The 16,254-nt window shown below is 61.3% G+C and carries 14 protein-coding genes; 9 read left to right on the top strand and 5 right to left on the bottom strand.

All coding sequences use genetic code 11. From position 1 onward, the window contains the following. Window positions 1–210: 210 nt before the first annotated feature. The 5 genes from RHE_RS17250 to RHE_RS17225 all read left to right on the top strand — a co-directional run bounded on the left by RHE_RS17250 (window position 211) and on the right by RHE_RS17225 (window position 6,192). Window positions 211–1,416, top strand: a complete 1,206-nt coding sequence (locus tag RHE_RS17250; protein ID WP_011426605.1) for an ROK family transcriptional regulator — start codon at window positions 211–213, stop codon at window positions 1,414–1,416. A gap of 364 nt (window positions 1,417–1,780) precedes the next feature. After that, window positions 1,781–3,136, top strand: coding sequence for an extracellular solute-binding protein (locus RHE_RS17240; RefSeq protein WP_011426604.1), 1,356 nt, complete (start codon window positions 1,781–1,783; stop codon window positions 3,134–3,136). Between the two features lie 124 nt (window positions 3,137–3,260). Beyond that, complete coding sequence (locus RHE_RS17235) at window positions 3,261–4,145, top strand: carbohydrate ABC transporter permease (RefSeq protein ID WP_011426603.1); 885 nt, start codon at window positions 3,261–3,263, stop codon at window positions 4,143–4,145. A 10-nt stretch (window positions 4,146–4,155) separates the two neighbouring features. Further along, the gene (locus RHE_RS17230) at window positions 4,156–5,070 is read left to right on the top strand and encodes an ABC transporter permease subunit (protein WP_011426602.1); all 915 of its coding nucleotides are present in this window, start codon (window positions 4,156–4,158) and stop codon (window positions 5,068–5,070) included. A gap of 12 nt (window positions 5,071–5,082) precedes the next feature. Next, complete coding sequence (locus tag RHE_RS17225; RefSeq protein WP_011426601.1) at window positions 5,083–6,192, top strand: sn-glycerol-3-phosphate import ATP-binding protein UgpC; 1,110 nt, start codon at window positions 5,083–5,085, stop codon at window positions 6,190–6,192. 16 nt (window positions 6,193–6,208) lie between these two features. On the opposite strand, the gene RHE_RS17220 is transcribed toward RHE_RS17225, so the two are convergent. After that, window positions 6,209–6,682, bottom strand: a complete 474-nt coding sequence (locus RHE_RS17220; protein WP_011426600.1) for a cupin domain-containing protein — start codon at window positions 6,680–6,682, stop codon at window positions 6,209–6,211. A 91-nt stretch (window positions 6,683–6,773) separates the two neighbouring features. On the opposite strand from RHE_RS17220, the gene RHE_RS17215 reads away from it, so the two are divergent. Next, entirely contained in the window at window positions 6,774–7,310 is a 537-nt protein-coding gene (locus RHE_RS17215; protein WP_020922132.1) for a hypothetical protein, read from the top strand. Here RHE_RS17215 and RHE_RS17210 read toward each other — a convergent pair. Further along, window positions 7,307–8,077 (bottom strand): TIM barrel protein, encoded by a 771-nt coding sequence (locus RHE_RS17210; protein ID WP_011426598.1) that lies wholly within the window; start codon window positions 8,075–8,077, stop codon window positions 7,307–7,309. The two genes, RHE_RS17215 and RHE_RS17210, sit on opposite strands and share 4 nt — an antisense overlap. 140 nt (window positions 8,078–8,217) lie before the next feature. Between RHE_RS17210 and RHE_RS17205 the strand changes: the two genes are divergently transcribed. Both RHE_RS17205 and RHE_RS17200 read left to right on the top strand, forming a co-directional pair. Then, window positions 8,218–9,006 (top strand): SDR family NAD(P)-dependent oxidoreductase, encoded by a 789-nt coding sequence (locus tag RHE_RS17205; RefSeq protein ID WP_011426597.1) that lies wholly within the window; start codon window positions 8,218–8,220, stop codon window positions 9,004–9,006. Between the two features lie 176 nt (window positions 9,007–9,182). Further along, window positions 9,183–9,647 carry an RrF2 family transcriptional regulator gene (locus RHE_RS17200; protein ID WP_011426596.1) on the top strand — a complete coding sequence of 155 codons (465 nt, stop codon included), beginning with the start codon at window positions 9,183–9,185 and terminating at the stop codon, window positions 9,645–9,647. 12 nt (window positions 9,648–9,659) lie between these two features. Here the strand turns inward: RHE_RS17200 and RHE_RS17195 are convergent, their stop codons facing one another. Continuing rightward, window positions 9,660–10,808 carry a monooxygenase gene (locus RHE_RS17195; RefSeq protein ID WP_011426595.1) on the bottom strand — a complete coding sequence of 383 codons (1,149 nt, stop codon included), beginning with the start codon at window positions 10,806–10,808 and terminating at the stop codon, window positions 9,660–9,662. A 204-nt stretch (window positions 10,809–11,012) separates the two neighbouring features. Here RHE_RS17195 and RHE_RS17190 point away from each other — a divergent pair, with 204 nt between their 5' ends. After that, window positions 11,013–11,750, top strand: coding sequence for a metallophosphoesterase family protein (locus tag RHE_RS17190; RefSeq protein WP_011426594.1), 738 nt, complete (start codon window positions 11,013–11,015; stop codon window positions 11,748–11,750). A gap of 136 nt (window positions 11,751–11,886) precedes the next feature. On the opposite strand, the gene RHE_RS17185 is transcribed toward RHE_RS17190, so the two are convergent. Together RHE_RS17185 and RHE_RS17180 are read right to left on the bottom strand one after the other, a co-directional pair. Further along, window positions 11,887–15,072: an efflux RND transporter permease subunit gene (locus RHE_RS17185; protein WP_011426593.1), complete on the bottom strand. Its 3,186-nt coding sequence runs from the start codon at window positions 15,070–15,072 to the stop codon at window positions 11,887–11,889. Beyond that, window positions 15,069–16,247, bottom strand: coding sequence for an efflux RND transporter periplasmic adaptor subunit (locus tag RHE_RS17180; RefSeq protein WP_011426592.1), 1,179 nt, complete (start codon window positions 16,245–16,247; stop codon window positions 15,069–15,071). The genes RHE_RS17185 and RHE_RS17180 overlap by 4 nt, the downstream gene beginning before the upstream one ends. Window positions 16,248–16,254: the final 7 nt, after the last annotated feature.

Below are 16,254 nucleotides of genomic sequence, written 5' to 3'. Positions count from 1 at the left end.
AATTTACGCATGGCCGATGGCGGTTCTGCCGCCATCGGTTTTCGAGAAGGCACGCGTGAAAAAGAACGTGCCGATTCATCATCTCGGAGCGTCGTTGGAGGCCCTATTCGGCTTCCAGCGTTCCCTGGAACTCTTCGGTCCCTTATTAAGTCAAATGTCTTGACTTATTACTTCGCCAACATTTTACTGGAGTCAAGAGGCAATTGACACATGAACGACGTCAGGCCGATCCGGGCCAAGAGCGGCACCAATCACGAAGGCACCAGCGCCCACAACCGGCGCGTGATGATCGATGCCTTGAGGATCAATGGCGCGCTCTCGCGCGCCGATCTGGCGCGGGCGACGCGGCTGACCAAGCAGACGGTGTCGAATATTATCGAGGAACTCGAGCGCGATGGTCTCGTCAGTTCGCAGGAGGTGGTGCGCAAGGGCAGGGGGCAACCCTCGACACCCTATCGCCTCGTGCCCGAAGGCGCTTTCGCGATCGGTCTGCAGATCGACCGGCATGTGACGCGGGCGGTCGCCGTCGATCTCGTCGGCACCGTTCTCGTACGCGCAGAAGCCGTTTTGCCGCCGGGAGGTCCTTCGACGGGAACCAAGGCCATTCTCGATCTCGTCGCAGGCGTGCGATCCCGGCTGGCCGGGGTCGTCCAGCAATCGGAAAAACGGCTGGTCGGCCTCGGCGCCGCAATGCCCGGCCCCTTTGGGCTGGACGGCAGCGGCGATGATCCTTGGATGATGGAGGCGTGGCAGAAGTTTCCGCTCCTGGAAACGTTGAGCGATGGCACCGGCCTCGATGTCAGCCTTCAGAATGACGCGGCAGCGGCTGCGACCGCCGAGCGCATGGTGGGAGCCGCCCACGGCGTCGATCACGCCGTCTGCCTGTTTGTCGGCTACGGCATCGGTGCCGGCCTGATCCTCAACGGCGAGCTCTATCGCGGCGCCAACGGCAATGCCGGCGAGATCGGCATGGCGCTACTGTTTGCCGATGGTAAAGCGACGCCGCTCGAACACCGCGCCTCGCTCGCCTCGCTCTACCAGCATCTGTCGGCCGATCCGGCCGATCCCGATCTCCATGCGCGCATCAATGAGCTCGCCTCTAGCGGAGCCCCAAGCATCGAAGACTGGATCGAGGCGGCGGCGGCGGACCTGCGCTGGAGCATCCATCTCATCGAAACGGTCTTCGATCCGCAAACGGTGATCCTCTGCGGCAGTGCACCGGAGGCGCTGGTAAGCAGGTTGATTGCGGCGATCGGGCCGCTGCTGCCCTCGGTCGCTGAAAGGCGTGGCCGGACGCTGCCACGCCTGCAGTCCGGCATGGCCGATCCCTGGTCGGTCGCGGTCGGCGCCGCCGCCGGACCGATCAGCCGGGCATTCGATCCGCATTTTGCTGCGATTTTGAAGGATTCTCACTGATTTCGAGCCTGATACCGGCCGTTGCGCAGCAGTGCAACGGCAGAAAAATGGCCCTCTTTGTAAGTTTCAAGCGACCAATGCAAGCGAATGAAGAGGCTTTAGCGAAGTATAGGAAAGTATTGAAAATCATTGAAAATTATATGAAATCTGGTATAGATATAATTATTCGGCAGTGCGCTGGGGTGGCTGGCGAGGCTTATCTCAATATAGCCTTCAGCCGTGGCAAATAACATCCGCATGAAGGTTTCGTGACGGCGCGATTTCGTTTGTTTCATGTCATGGAATATTCATTGGCCGCGGCAATTTGGACCAGCTAATAGGGCGTGCGCTGAAAGTGCGCGTCTCTTTTACGTTCGAGGTTCTCATGCAAGCCAAGCTTCTCGGCGCCGTCGGCGCCCTTCTCGCTACAGCGTTTCTTGCTGATCCCGCCGCCGCCGCCGATAAGACCAAGATCGACTTCTGGTTCGGCAATTCCGGTGACATCGCAAAGCGTGTCCAGGAACAGTGCGATCGCTTCAACCAGTCGCAGGGCGACTACGAAGTCGTCTGCACCAGCCAGGGCAGCTACGATGCTTCCCTGCAGAATACGATTGCCGCGTTCCGCGCCGGCAAGCAGCCGACGATCGCTCAGGTCTCCGACGCCGGCACCCTCGACATCATGCTCTCCGGCGCCTTCTATCCGGCAAACCAGCTGATGACCGACATGGGCTACACGGTCGACTGGAAAGATTACTTCTCCGGCATCGCAAACTATTATGCGACGTCCAAGGGCGAGATGTATTCCTTCCCCTTCAACTCGTCGACCGCTCTGCTCTATTGGAACAAAGACGCCTTCGCCAAGATCGGCAAGGACCATGCTCCCGCGACCTGGCAGGAAGCCGGGGAAGATTTCAAGGCTCTGAAGGATGCCGGTTATGCCTGCCCGCTCGCCTTCGACATCTCCAACAATGAAGTATGGCAGTACGTCGAGCAGTTCGAAGCCGTCAACGGCGAAGCGATCGCGACAAAGAAGAACGGATTTGAAGGCCTCGACGCCGAGCTGACGTTCAACAAGAACCCACTTCTCGTCAGCTACATCAAGGACCTCAAGTCCTGGTACGACAACAAGCTCGCCGTCATCAAGAACAAGGCCGTCGGCCAGACCTTCGTCGAAGCCTTCGCTGCCGGCGATTGCCAGGTCATCCTGACCTCGGTCGGCGACCACGGCAATATTGGCCGCACCGCCAAGCAGGGCATGAACTGGGGGGTTTCGATGTTGCCGACCTATGGCAACGCAACCCGCCACAGCTCCTATGTCGGCGGTGCTTCGCTCTGGGTCCTGAAGGGCCACTCGGACGCTGAGTACAAGGCTGCCGCTGCCTTCTTCAACTTCATCGCCAAGCCGGAAGAAGCGCTGACCTGGTCGACCGTGACCGGCTATATCCCGGTTCGCAACTCCGGCTTCGAATATCTGAAGAAGCAGGGCTTCTACGACAAGGCTCCCTATGCGGGCCGCGAACTGGCCATCCAGAGCCTGACCGCATCGCCTGCCAGCGACACCGCTCCGCACGGCATCCGCCTCGGCGGCCTGCTGCAGGTCCGCACCGAAATCGCCAACGGCCTGCAGGCGATCTTCGTCAACAATGCCGACGTCCAGGCTTCGCTCGACGGCGCTGCCGACCGCGGCAACCAGCTGCTGCGCCGCTTCCAGCAGACCTACAAGAACGTTCAGCTTCCCTGATCGCCTGGCATGAGCCGCACCCGGCCGCCTTGCGCGCGCCGGGTGCGTCTTTGTAAGCTCTCCTCATCAGTCGCGGATGTGAACTGCCGTCCGCGCCTAAAGCAAACCATGGCGAACACCACTCATGGAAAAGCGCGTCACTTTCTCCTCGACGACGATCGGACTGCTCTTCGCGTTTCCGATGCTGTTGCTGATCTTCGTCTTCTTCTATTGGCCGAGCGCGCAGGCGCTTTATTGGGCGTTCACGCTCGAGCAGCCATGGGGCGGCGGCAATGCATGGGTCGGTTTCGGCAATTTCAAGCAATTGCTGAGCGATCCGATCTATTGGGAATCGATCACCCGCAGCATGGTTTTCGCCTTTAGCTCGACGATCATTGCGATGGGGTTTGCGCTCATACTGGCGCTTTTGACCGATCGTGAACTGCGCGGCCACAAAATCTACCGCTCGGTTTTCATCTGGCCCTATGCGATCGCGGCTCCCGCTCTCGGTCTCGCCTTCCGCTTCATCCTGGCGCCGGAGGCCGGCCTTCTCTCCGTCATCAATCACGTCTGGCCCGGCCTCTGGAACCCGGCGCTCGATGGCAAGGACGCGATGATCGCCGTCATCATCGCCTTTTCCTGGAAATATATCGGCTATAACTTCATCTTCTTCCTTTCGGCTCTTCAGGGCATCCCGCGTTCGCTGATCGAAGCGGCCGCCATGGACGGATCGGGGCCGCTGCGCCGCATGTGGGACCTCCAACTGCCGCTCTTGACGCCGACCTTGTTTTTCCTGCTCGTGATCAACATCACGGAAAGCTTCCAGGATTCCTTCGGCATCGTCGACGTCATGACGCAGGGCGGTCCTGCCCGAGCGACGGAATTGATGGTCTACAAGATCTATTTCGATGGCTTCCGAGGGCTCGATTATTCGGGCGCTGCCGCCCAGTCGATCATCCTCATGGTGCTCGTCGTCCTGCTCACCATCTTTCAGTTCCGCTTCATCGAGCGGCGCGTGCACTACAAGTGAGGTCGCTGACATGATCGAACGCACGCCGATATTCAACTTTATCTGCTACACGATACTCGCGCTCGGCATGGTGATCGCGCTTCTGCCTTTCGTCATCGTCATCATCGCATCGACGCTCGATCTGGAGACGGTCAACCGCGTGCCGCTGCCACTGACCCCCGGTTCGCATTTCTGGGAAAATGCACAAGCAGCCTGGATCCGCGCCGATCTCGGCAACAAGCTGATCCACAGCATCATCTTCGCGACCGCGGTCGGCGCCGGCAAGGTCATCCTGTCCGCTATGGCGGCCTTCTCGATCGTCTACTTCCGTTTCCGCGGCCGGCATCTGATCTTCTGGATCATCTTCATCACGCTGATGCTGCCGCTCGAAGTCCGCATCGTGCCGACCTATTCGATTGCAGCCAATGCGCTGGCGCCGTTCCAGGCAATCCTCGACGTCACGGGGATTACCGCGCTGGTCGCCTGGCTCTCCGGCATCCAGATCAAGCTCGAATGGGGGCTGTTGAATTCCTATACCGGCCTCGTGGCGCCGCTTGTGGCCACCGCCACCGGCACCTTCCTCTATCGCCAGTTCTATCTGACCGTTCCCGACGAGCTCGCCGAGGCGACAAAGATGGACGGCGCCGGCGCCGTACGATTTTTCGTCGATATACTGCTGCCGTTGTCGCGGTCGAACATGACCGCACTGTTCACCATCATGTTCGTCTGGGCCTGGAACCAGTATCTGTGGCCGCTGCTCGTCACCACCGATCCGAATTTCGGCATTGCGGTGACACAGCTCAAGACCCTGATCCCGTCCGAATTCGGCCTGCCGGACTGGAACGTCGCCATGGCCGGAACCCTGATCATCATGTCGCCGCCGTTGCTGCTCGTCATCCTGATGCAGCGCTGGTTCGTGCGCGGCCTTATCTCCACCGAGAAGTGAAGGAGCAGTCCTGTGGCACCGATCTCAATCCGTGATGTGAAGAAGAGCTACGGCAAGCATCCCGTCGTTCACGGCGTCGACCTGGAGATCCAGTCCGGCGAATTCATCGTCATCCTCGGCCCGTCCGGCTGCGGCAAATCCACGCTCTTGCGCATGATCGCCGGCCTCGAGGAAATCACCGGCGGAGAAATCGCCATCGACGGGCGCGTCGTCAACCAGATGGAGCCGCGCGAGCGCGGCTGCGCCATGGTGTTCCAGAACTACGCGCTCTATCCGCATATGACCGTCGCCGAGAATATCGGCTATGCCTTGAAGGTCGCCGGTGTGGCGAAGACCGAGCGCAGCCGCCGGATTGCCGAGGTTGCCAAGGCGCTCAGCCTCGAACCTTTCCTCGATCGCCGGCCGGCCGCGCTTTCCGGCGGCCAGCGCCAGCGTGTCGCCATGGGCCGCGCGATGATCCGCGAGCCGAAGGTCTTCCTCTTCGACGAGCCGCTGTCGAACCTCGACGCGAAGCTGCGCATCGCCATGCGTGCCGAAATCCGCCGCCTGCACCGCCGCCTCGGCGCCACTTCGATCTTCGTCACGCACGATCAGACCGAGGCGATGACGCTGGCCGACCGGCTGGTGGTGATGAACGGCGGAAGGGTGGAGCAGGTCGGCACGCCGGAAGAGGTCTATCATCATCCTGTCTCGCGTTTCGTCGCCGGTTTTGTCGGCACGCCGGCGATGAACCTGCTCGAAGGCACGATCAACGACGAGGGCGTCTTCGTCTACGATCAGAGCCGCAAGATCGCGCTGCCGCGCGAACGCGCCGCAGCGCTGAAAGGCAAACGCGTCGTGCTCGGCATGCGCGCCGAGGCCGCCCGGCTGGTGGTGCCGGATGCGCCCGGCGCTCTGGTGGCAACGGCCGATTTCATCGAAGAACTTGGCGCAAGCCGCGTCGTGCATGCCGATTTCGACGGGCTGCCGTTCGCCGTGGCGCTGACCGAGGCGGTGAGCGTCAAGTCGGGCGATCCGATCGGCATCGCGATCGATCACAACGCCATCCACCTCTATGCCGCCGATACCGGCCGGCTCATCGAGAATTCCGCCATGAGCGGCGCCGGCGCGGTTCACGCCTGACCGGCGTATGGCGGCATCAGCGATGGATCGGATCGATCCAGGGAACGTCTTCCGGTTTTTCCACGGGCTCGATGTCGAGATTGACGACGACGGGCTCCTGGCCTGAGCGGACGAGCACGCATTCCAGCGTCTCGTCGCGGCTGGCATTGATCTCCTGATGCGGCACGAAGGGCGGGACATAGATGAAATCGCCGGGGCCGGCCTCGGCGGTATATTCCAGATGCTCGCCCCAGCGCATGCGGGCCTTGCCCTTGACGACGTAGATGATGCTTTCGAGATCGCCGTGATGATGGGCGCCGGTCTTGGCGTTGGCATGGATCGTCACCGTGCCGGCCCAGATCTTTTCCGCGCCGGCGCGCGCATTATTGATCGCCGTCGCGCGGTTCATGCCCGGCGTCTGTGCGGTGTTGGGATCGAGCGAATTGCCGGGGATGACCTTGACGCCATGTTCCCGCCAGTCGATGTGGTGATGTTCGTGATCGTCGCTCATGCCTTGCCTCCCCCTTCTATGCAGACAATCTAGGTAGGCGCGGCGCGGCGGCCAAGCGGATTTATCTTCCTGCATCAGAAAGAAGGCACTCATGAGCCATCTGCCAAATATCGATTACGACACAGCTTCGGAAGAGATTCGCGCGGCGCATGACGAGGAAATCAGGCTGCGCGGGCGCATGACCAATATGAAGCGCACCCTCTTACATTCGCCAGCCGCCCACCGCATCTATGCCGAATGGTTCACGCTGCGGGCGGAACTCGATCCTGCCGTTAGCGACCGGGAGATCTGGATCTTCTCGCATGCGATCTCCAAGGCGGCGAAGTCGAAGATCGCCATCACCTTCTTTCGCCGGGCGCTGATCAGCAAGGGTTTCAATCCCGATGCGCTGGAGCTTTCCGAGACGGAAGCGCTGCTCGACGCCTTCGGCACGGCGATCGTCGCCGATTCCAATGCCGTTCCGGCGGCGCTCTGGGCGAAGCTGAAGTCGCGCTACGAAACCAAGGTGCTCGTCGATCTCGTCGCCTTCGCCGGCATCATGCTGGCGACCGCCGTCTTCAACAATGTCGTCGAGGTCGATTTCGACCCCGAGCTTGAAGCCTTTGCCGAAGGCGCAAGTTCGGTCTAGCCGCCGAGCGAGGCGACCGCGGCTCTGACCGCGTCGGCGCCGGGCTGCGTCGGCCGGTATTCCAGGCCGACGGCGCCGTCGTAACCATTGGCGAAAATCCAGCCCAGACGCTGAGCAAGGTCGATGCCGCCGGAGCCCGGTTCATTGCGGCCGGGATGATCGGCGACATGGACGTGGAAGACACGGTCGAGACGGTCTTTCAGCACTTCTTCGGTGCGTTCGTCCATCACGGCGGAATGATAGATGTCGTAGACGATGCCGATCTCGCGGCTGGCGACATCGTCGATGATGTCGAGGGCTTCGCGGGTCGAATCGAGGAAATAACCGACATGATCGATGCGGATGTTGAGAGGCTCGACCCCGAGGCGGACACCGCTGCCTTTCAGGATATCGGCACCTGATTTCAGGGTTTCGGTGAGGGCCCGGCGCTGTTCTTCACGGCTGAAGCCGGTGAGATCGTCGCCGGCCTGGGCGATCAGCACCGGCGCGCTGAGGCGCTTGGCGACTGCAACGGAATCGGAAAGGCCTTTCAGCCAGGCCTGCCGGTTGGCGGCGTCGGTCAGCGCGATCATCGGCTCGGCGACGAGGCTGGTGACGGCAAGGCCGGTTTCCTCCAGCGCTGCCTCGAATGCATCCAGATCCTTGTCGGTCCAGCGCCAGAATTCGACCGCCGTCAGGCCGCCAGCATGGGCGCGGCGGATGCGGTCGGGAAAGCTGTCGCCGTCTTCGGCAAACAGCCATTCTATGCAGGCTGAATAACGTCGCATGAAAACTCCTCCCGGTGCGGACGCAGGCTGCGACAGAACCGAGGCTGCCGCAAGAGGCGTTCGGGTGCTTGACGCCCGAATTCATTGGCGGAACACTCGCTTTCATCGAGCCGGGATTGCCGGCGCTTCTGGAGGAAGACATGGATCTGGGATTGAAGGGTAAAATCGCCGTCATAACCGGTGCGTCGGTCGGCATCGGACTGGCGATTGCAGAAGGGCTGGCGGCTGAGGGCGTGGACCTCGTGCTGGCGGCGCGCGGCGGCGATCGGCTGGAGGCGGAAGCTGCCCGCATTGCGGAGAAATTCGGCGTCAGCGCCACTGCCGTCGTCGCCGACGTTGCGACGGCTGCGGGAACGGAGGCGATCATTGCGGCGACTGCCGAAAAGGGCGGGGCCGACATCCTCATCAACAATGCCGGCACCGGATCGAACGAGACCGTCATGGAGGCGCCGGATGAGAAATGGCAGGCCTATTGGGACCTGCATGTGATGGCCGCCGTCAGGCTTGCGCGCGGCATCGCGCCGCAGATGAAGAAACGCGGCGGCGGGGTGATCCTGCACAATGCCTCAATCTGCGCCGTCCAGCCGCTCTGGTACGAGCCGATCTACAATGTCAGCAAGTCGGCGCTGATGATGTTTTCGAAGACGCTCTCGACCGAACTCATCCAGGACAATATCCGCGTCAACTGCATCAATGCTGGCCTGATCCTGACGCCCGATTGGATCAAGACCGCCAAGCAGTTGACGGCCGAAAGCGGCGGAAACTGGGAAGGGTACCTACAGAGCGTTGCCAACGAGCACGCCGCCTCCAAACGCTTCGGCACGCCGGAGGAACTGGCGAACGTCTTCGTCTTTCTGAGTTCGGAGCGGGCGAGCTATTGCATCGGATCGACCTATTTCGTCGATGGCGGCATGCTGAAGACGATTTGATCGAAGCTGGCGCAAAGCGCCTCAGGGCAAGCCTGTTCTTCGCAAGACTGCCGGCCGGCCGTGGATGTTGCCGATACAAGCTATAAATATTAGCTATTTTGTTGTATCTTCACGCTTTCGACGTTATTTGCCTGCTATTGAAGGACAAATATTGCGATTTCCAAAAGGCGACGACGATGCTGACGAAGAAGGGAAAATACGGTCTGAAAGCACTGGTCGATCTGGCGCGTCTAGCGCCGGGCGAGACGGCCTTCATCAATGACGTCGCGGCGCGCAACAATATTCCGAAGAAGTTTCTCGACACGATCCTGCTCGAACTGCGCAACGTCGGTATCCTGCGTTCAAAGAAGGGGCCCGGCGGCGGGTATTCTCTCTCTCGGCCGGCTTCCGAGATCCGCATCGGTCATGTCATCCGCACGCTCGATGGTCCACTGGCGCCGATCCGCTGCGCCAGCCGCACGGCTTACGAGGCCTGCGACGATTGCGCCGACCCGGAAACCTGTCAGGTGCGGCGTTCGATGACCGATGTTCGGGATGCGATCGCCGCCATTCTGGATAATATGACCCTCGAACAATTCGTCGCAGCCGGCGGTCGCATTGAAGACGCCGGTGACGATTTGCCGATCTCGGCCGTCAGTTGAGACACTTCGATGTCAGAGGGTCTGAGGCACCCCGCTGATATCATTCAAGTTTCGTTTCGACGTATGATCGCCGGCGCGGTGCAACAATCGAGCGCGCGGCAGGGACAGCGCGTGGATTCGCGCATTGCGCCAATGGCGGTCGAGATTGAGGCCTATGCCGGTTGACGCCTCGCCCGCCAGTTCGAACAGGGCGGTTGCCGCGCTGAGTGCCGTTTCCCCGGCAGTGATCGCGGCCGCCGAGGCGGAAAAATAGGCATCGGCCATCGCAGCCTCTACCGGATTGACTTGGGCAATGTCGAGCTTGCGGCCCGCCCGCTCCACAGCTGCCGCCGTGACTTCGATGCCCACGGCGTGTTCGCCGAGCCGTGAGGAGCTGACGCTGCGATCGCCCATTGCCGCTATTAGGTCGGCCCATGCGGCCCGCGCAATGCCGAGGGCCACTCCAGCCTTGAGCAGCAGGCCGAGCGAAACGCCCGTCGAACCGGCCGACGTGGCCGGCGCGATCGAGCGGGCATCGACATGGACTGCGCCGGCGATCGTCGTTGCCGATCCATTGGTGCGCTGGCCGAAACCGTCCCAATCATCGACCACCTGCACCTCCTCGCTGTTCCGGCTGAGGTAGAACGTCACCTGGCGGCCGGGCGGAAGGGTGAGGGCAGCGGCAATCCAATCGGCATAAAGAATACCGGGCGCCTGCCGCATGCGTCCGCTCAGGCGGTACCCTGGGCCTTCGCGCGACAGTTCGGTGCCCTCGGCGACGGTTGCGCCGGCGAAGCGGTCGCCGAGCAGCACACGGGCAAACAGCGATGCCTTCAGATCCTCGGCAGCCTGGGTGCGGAGTGTCTCCAGGACGGAAAAATGATTTTCCAGGGTCTCGCCGATCGAGGCGTCGGCTTCGGCAATGATCGCAACGATTTCTGCAAGCAGAGCGTTCGGCACGTCGAGCCCTTCATGTTCGGGCGGGACAGAGATTGCCGTCAAACCCGAGACCGAGAGCGCGTCGAGCTCTGGAAAAGGCAGGATGCGGTTGATATCGCGCTCGCTTGCCTGGTGACGGAATGTGTCGGCGAGGTTGCGAGCCGTGGATATCGCCTCCTCTTCGTTTTCGATGCGGCGTGCCGGCGGCCTGATGCGATCTTGAAATTGCGATATCGTTCCCATCGCTCACTCCTTCCTCGACGCGTGACAGGAGTGAGGGATTTTCCTCCAAATGATAAGAACGGTTTTTCCAGAAAAGCGCAAAGCTTCGAATTTTCTCACCAACTTGATCGCCTCGCCGGCCACTCTACTTATGGTTAACCGGGGCCTGCTGGATTGAGGAATATGTTGGGTGAAGCACTTGCTCGCCATAGCGAGGTTTTGAAAATGGGGCGCCAGCCTAGACCGCGTCTGACGCTGGATATCGCCGAGATTCCAACTTATGCGATCGGCGACATTCACGGCCGCTACGACCTGCTTTTGAAAGCCGAGCAGGCGATCCTGCGCGATGGCGCGCGACTGCACGGGCAAAAGCTGATCGTGACCCTGGGGGATTATATCGACCGTGGCCCGGAATCGGCGCAGGTCATCGCTCATCTCATGGAGCCGCCGCCTGATGGTTTCGACCGTATCTGTCTTGCCGGCAATCACGAGATCGCCATGCTCGACTATATCGACGGCTGGCTCTCTTATGATGATTGGATGCGGATGGGATCGGCGGAATCGCTTAAATCCTATGGGCTCGATCCGGAGCATCTGCCGCTCGTCTTCCCCACCGGCGCGCAGCTCGACGCCTTCCTGCGGCAGTCGCTGCCGCATACGCATATCGATTTCATGCGGGCGCTGCCGATCATGCTGGACACACCGAGGGTGGTGTTCGTGCATGCCGGCATCGATCCGATGCTGCCGCTCTCCGCGCAGACAGACGAGGACCTGGTCCTCATCCGTCACCGCTTTCTCGAAAGCAGGGTTCCTTTGCCGAAGCTCATCGTGCACGGCCATACGCCCAGCGACGAGCCCGACATTCGCCCGAGGCGGCTCAATCTCGATACGCGCGCTTTTCGCAGCGGCAGGCTGACCGTCGCACGGTTCTGGCAGGGCCGGGTGCATCTGTTTTCCACCTGACATCATCCCACCGGGAGGCCGTGTCACTAAGGCGCCTCGCGATCTTTCAGATTCTCTCCCGCGCTTTAGATCTTGGTTTTCACGCATGTCGTTGCCGCAAAACCGCTGCACACTTTTACGCGACGGGCTAGAGTGATCAGACCGTCTCCCTTTCAGTCGGAACGGCTTCGACCAGCCTTTCAGCCGGCCGGCTGCGACGCCGGCCGCGCAGCACGACGTAGAAGACCGGCGTCAGGAACAGGCCGAAGAGCGTCACGCCGAGCATGCCCGAGAAGACCGCGGTGCCGAGCGACTGGCGCATTTCGGCGCCCGGGCCGGTGGCGATGGCAAGCGGTAGAACGCCGAAGATGAAGGCGAATGCCGTCATCAGAATCGGGCGCAGGCGAAGATGGCTGGCCTCGATGGCGGCCTCCACCGGCGACTTGCCTTCCTCTTCCGCCTGTCTTGCGAATTCGACGATCAGAATGGCGTTCTTGGCTGCCAGCCCGATCAGGACAATCAGGCCGATCTGCGTCAGAACGTTGTTGTCCATGCCCCTGAGCGCCACCCCGATCAGCGCCGCGAGCACGGCGAGCGGAACGATGAGAATGATCGCAAGCGGCAGAACCCAGCTTTCATATTGGGCCGCCAGCGCCAGGAAGACGAATATGACGGATAGGGCGAAGATGTAGACGGCAGTGTTGCCGGTGTGGGTTTCCTGATAGGCCAGCTCCGTCCATTCGAATGTCGTTCCCGGCGGCAGGATCTTGGCGGCCAGCTCCTCCATCTTCTTCAGCGCATCGCCGGTCGAGGTGCCGGGCGTCGGATTGCCCTGCAGCGGCACCGAGACATACATGTTGTAGCGCTGGACAAGCGCCGGTCCGCTGGAATCCTGTATGTCCATCAGCGTTCCCAAAGGCACGAGCGCACCGGTCGCCGAGCGCACCTTCAGGGCGAGGATGTCTTCCTTGTCCATGCGGTATTGCCGGTCGGCTTGGGCGCGGACCTGGTAGACGCGGCCGAACGCGTTGAAATCGTTTACATAAGCGACGCCGAGATTGATCGAAAGCGCGTTGAAGATGTTCGGGATCGGCACATTCAGGAAGCGCGCCTTGTCGCGGTCGATCGAGAGGAAATATTGTGGGCTGGCATCGGAGAAAGTCGTGAAGACGCCGGTGAGCCCCTCGGTCGTTGCCGCAGCCCCCATCATCTGACGGGCAAGGCCGAGCACGCGCGTCATATCAGGATTTTCAAGATCGGAAATCTGCATCTTGAAGCCGCCGGAGTTGCCGACGCCGCGCACCGATGGCGGCGGAATGGCAATGATGAAGGCTTCCTGGATGCTCTGCAGCTTGCCGAAGAGCTCGCCGATGATCTTGTTGGCATTCTCTCCGTCTTCCTCTCGTTCGGCAAAGGATTTGAAGGGGACGAAGACAACTCCCGAATTCGAGGCATTGGTGAAGGTCGCGCCGCTGAAGCCGGCAAATTGCACGGCATTGCCGACGCCGGGTACGGTGCGGGCGATGTCGCCCACCCGTTTGATGACGGCATCGGTGCGCGCAAGTGAGGCGCCATCGGGAAGCTGCACGACGATGATCGCATAACCCTGGTCCATGGTCGGGATGAAACCCGAGGGAACGCGGGTGGTCATGTACCAGGTTGCGCCGAGAAGGGCAGCGAAGGCGACCATCGAGCAGGTCAATCCTACCCAGCTGCTGACCAGGTGCCGGACGGTCCACGAATAGCCGGAGCTCATCCGGTCGAAGCCGCGGTTGAAGCCGCTTGCAAGGCCAGCGCCCAGACGCGACGCGATGCTCTTGCGCTTCTTCTCGTGATCATGGGCCTTCAGCAATATGCCTGCGAGCGCCGGCGAAAGCGTCAGGGAATTCAGGGCCGAGATCGCAGTTGTCACGGCGATCGTCACGGCGAACTGCCTGTAGAACTGGCCTGATATGCCGGGGATGAAGGCTGTAGGCACAAACACCGCGATCAGCACCAGCGAGATCGCGACAACCGCGGTTCCGACTTCGTCCATTGTGACGTGAGAGGCCTGCTTCGGCGTCATGCCGCGGGCGAGATTGCGCTCGACGTTTTCCACCACGACGATCGCGTCATCGACGACGATGCCGATCGCCAGCACAAGGCCGAAGAGTGTCAGCATATTGAGCGAAAAGCCGAAGGCCAAAAGCACGGCGAACGTGCCGATCAGCGAAACGGGGATTGCGACGATCGGTATGATCGCTGTGCGCCAGGATTGCAGGAAAACGAGAACGACGATCGCCACCAGGATGGCCGCTTCGACGATGGTTTTATAGACCTCATTGATCGAGGCCGAGATGAATTCGGTCGTGTCGTAGACGATGCGATACTCGAGACCCTCCGGGAAATTCTGGGAAATGTCTTTCATGAGTGCCTGGACCTGATGGGCCGTATCCAGGGCGTTGGTCCCCGGCCGGGCGAAAATGCCGAGCGCGACCGCCGGATCGTTGTTGAGGTAACTATTGGTGACGTAGTCCTGCGCGCCGAGTTCGATGCGGGCGACATCCTGCAACTGCACGAGCCGGCCCGATGTCGTCGATTTCACGATGACATAACGGAATTCGCGTACATCGGAGAAGCGTCCGTCCGTTCGCACCGTATATTCGAAGGCGTTCCTGCCGGTGACCGGGGGCGCGCCGATCTTGCCGCCCGAGACCTGGACGTTCTGCTCTCTCAGAGCCGAGACGACGTCGTCGGATGTCATGCCGTAGGCGGAGAGTTTTTCCGGATCCAGCCAGATTCGCATTGAATACTGGCGCTCGCCGAAGACCTGCACGTCACCGACGCCATCGAGGCGCACGAGCACGTCACGGATACGGTTGCGGGCGTAGTTCGAGACGTAAAGCTGGTCATAGCGGTGTGATGGCGACAAGAGGTGCACGACCATCATCAGGTCGGGCGAGCTCTTGTCGGTGGTCACGCCGAGCCGCTGGACCTCCTCGGGGAGGCGGGGCAGCGCGATGGAAACGCGGTTCTGGACGAGCACCTGGACCTTGTCGAGATCGGTGCCGAGCTTGAAGGTGATCGTCAGCGAAATGGCGCCGTCAGCGCTGGAATAGGAAGACATGTAAAGCATGTCTTCGACGCCGTTGATCTGCTGTTCGAGCGGAGTCGAAACGGTGTCGGCGATGGTTTGCGGATCGGCGCCCGGATAGGAGGTGCGCACGACGATGGTGGGCGGCGCGATCTCCGGATATTGGGCGACCGGCAACTGTGTATAGGCGATACCGCCGACGACGAGGAAGAGGATCGAGATGACGGCCGCAAAAATCGGCCGGTCGACGAAGAAATGCGCGAACCTCATTGTCCACTCTCCGCGTTTGCGGCCTCCGGCGCCGTATCCTGCCGCTCCTGCGGCAGTTCGCTCATCTGCGGGGTGATCGTCGAGCCGGGCCGGGCGCGTATCAGGCCGTTGACGATGATGGTTTCGCTGCCGTCGAGGCCCTCGCGTATGACGCGATAGCCGTAGAGCCGCGGTCCGGGTCGCACAGGCTTGGTCGAAACCTTGCCTTGCGCGTCGACGAGATAGACGACGCGTTCATTCTGGTCCGAGCCGATCGCTTCGTCGGGGACGAGAACCGCCTTGTAAGTGTTGGAGGCCTCGACCTGAACGCGGCCGAAGAGGCCGGGCTGGAGGATGAAATCGGGATTTGGGAGACGGGCGCGGATGCGTATGGTGCCGCTCTCGTTGTCCACCCGGTTCTCGGCGAAATCGAGCTTGCCCTTGAAGGGTTTGGCGGTCGGGTCCGAGATTGTGACGGAAACATCCACGCCTCCGCCGCCCATTTGAAGATCCTTGCCCTGCTTGCGCGCGGTGTCGGCGAAATTCAGCAGGCGGCGCTCATCCACATCGAAATAAAAATCGATCGGATCGAGGGAAACAATGGTGGTGAGCACGGTCTGATCGGCCTGCACCAGATTGCCGGGCGAGATCAGGCGGCGATCGATGCGGCCGCTGAGCGGCGCTTTGATCTCGGTATATTCAAGATCGAGAGCCGCGCGGTCAGCTGCGGCCTGCGCGCCGCGGACATTGGCCTCGGCCGACTCGAACTCGCGGCGTCGGTCGTCCAGCGTCTGCGCGGACTGGCTGCCGCTTGATGCGAGCGATTGGGCACGCTTATACTGCGCATCGGCAAAAACGAGAGCGGATTGCGATGCTTCGAGCGCCGCCTTCGCCTGGTTGAGTGCTGTTATGAACGGCCGCTGGTCGATGACGAAGAGCAGGTCGCCCTGCTTGACCAAGGCGCCATCTTCGAAATGGACTTCCTGCAGGTAACCGCCGACGCGGGAGCGGACCGAGACTTCGTCAACCGGCTGAAAGCGGCCGATGAACTCGTCGTTGTCGACGACATCGCGCACCACGGGTTTTGCGACGGTGACCGGAGGGGGGGCAGGCGGTGCACCCTGCGCCATCGCTGCCACAGGCATCGACATCGCAAGAGAGCCGAGCATCAATATCCGTCGAAGCGCGTAAGTCATACCGGTC

It is taken from the genome of Rhizobium etli CFN 42 (assembly GCF_000092045.1).
Taxonomy (GTDB): Bacteria; Pseudomonadota; Alphaproteobacteria; order Rhizobiales; family Rhizobiaceae; genus Rhizobium; species Rhizobium etli.
The sequence above is the reverse complement of the archived record's forward strand: the minus strand, read 5'-3'. Positions and strand labels throughout refer to the sequence as shown.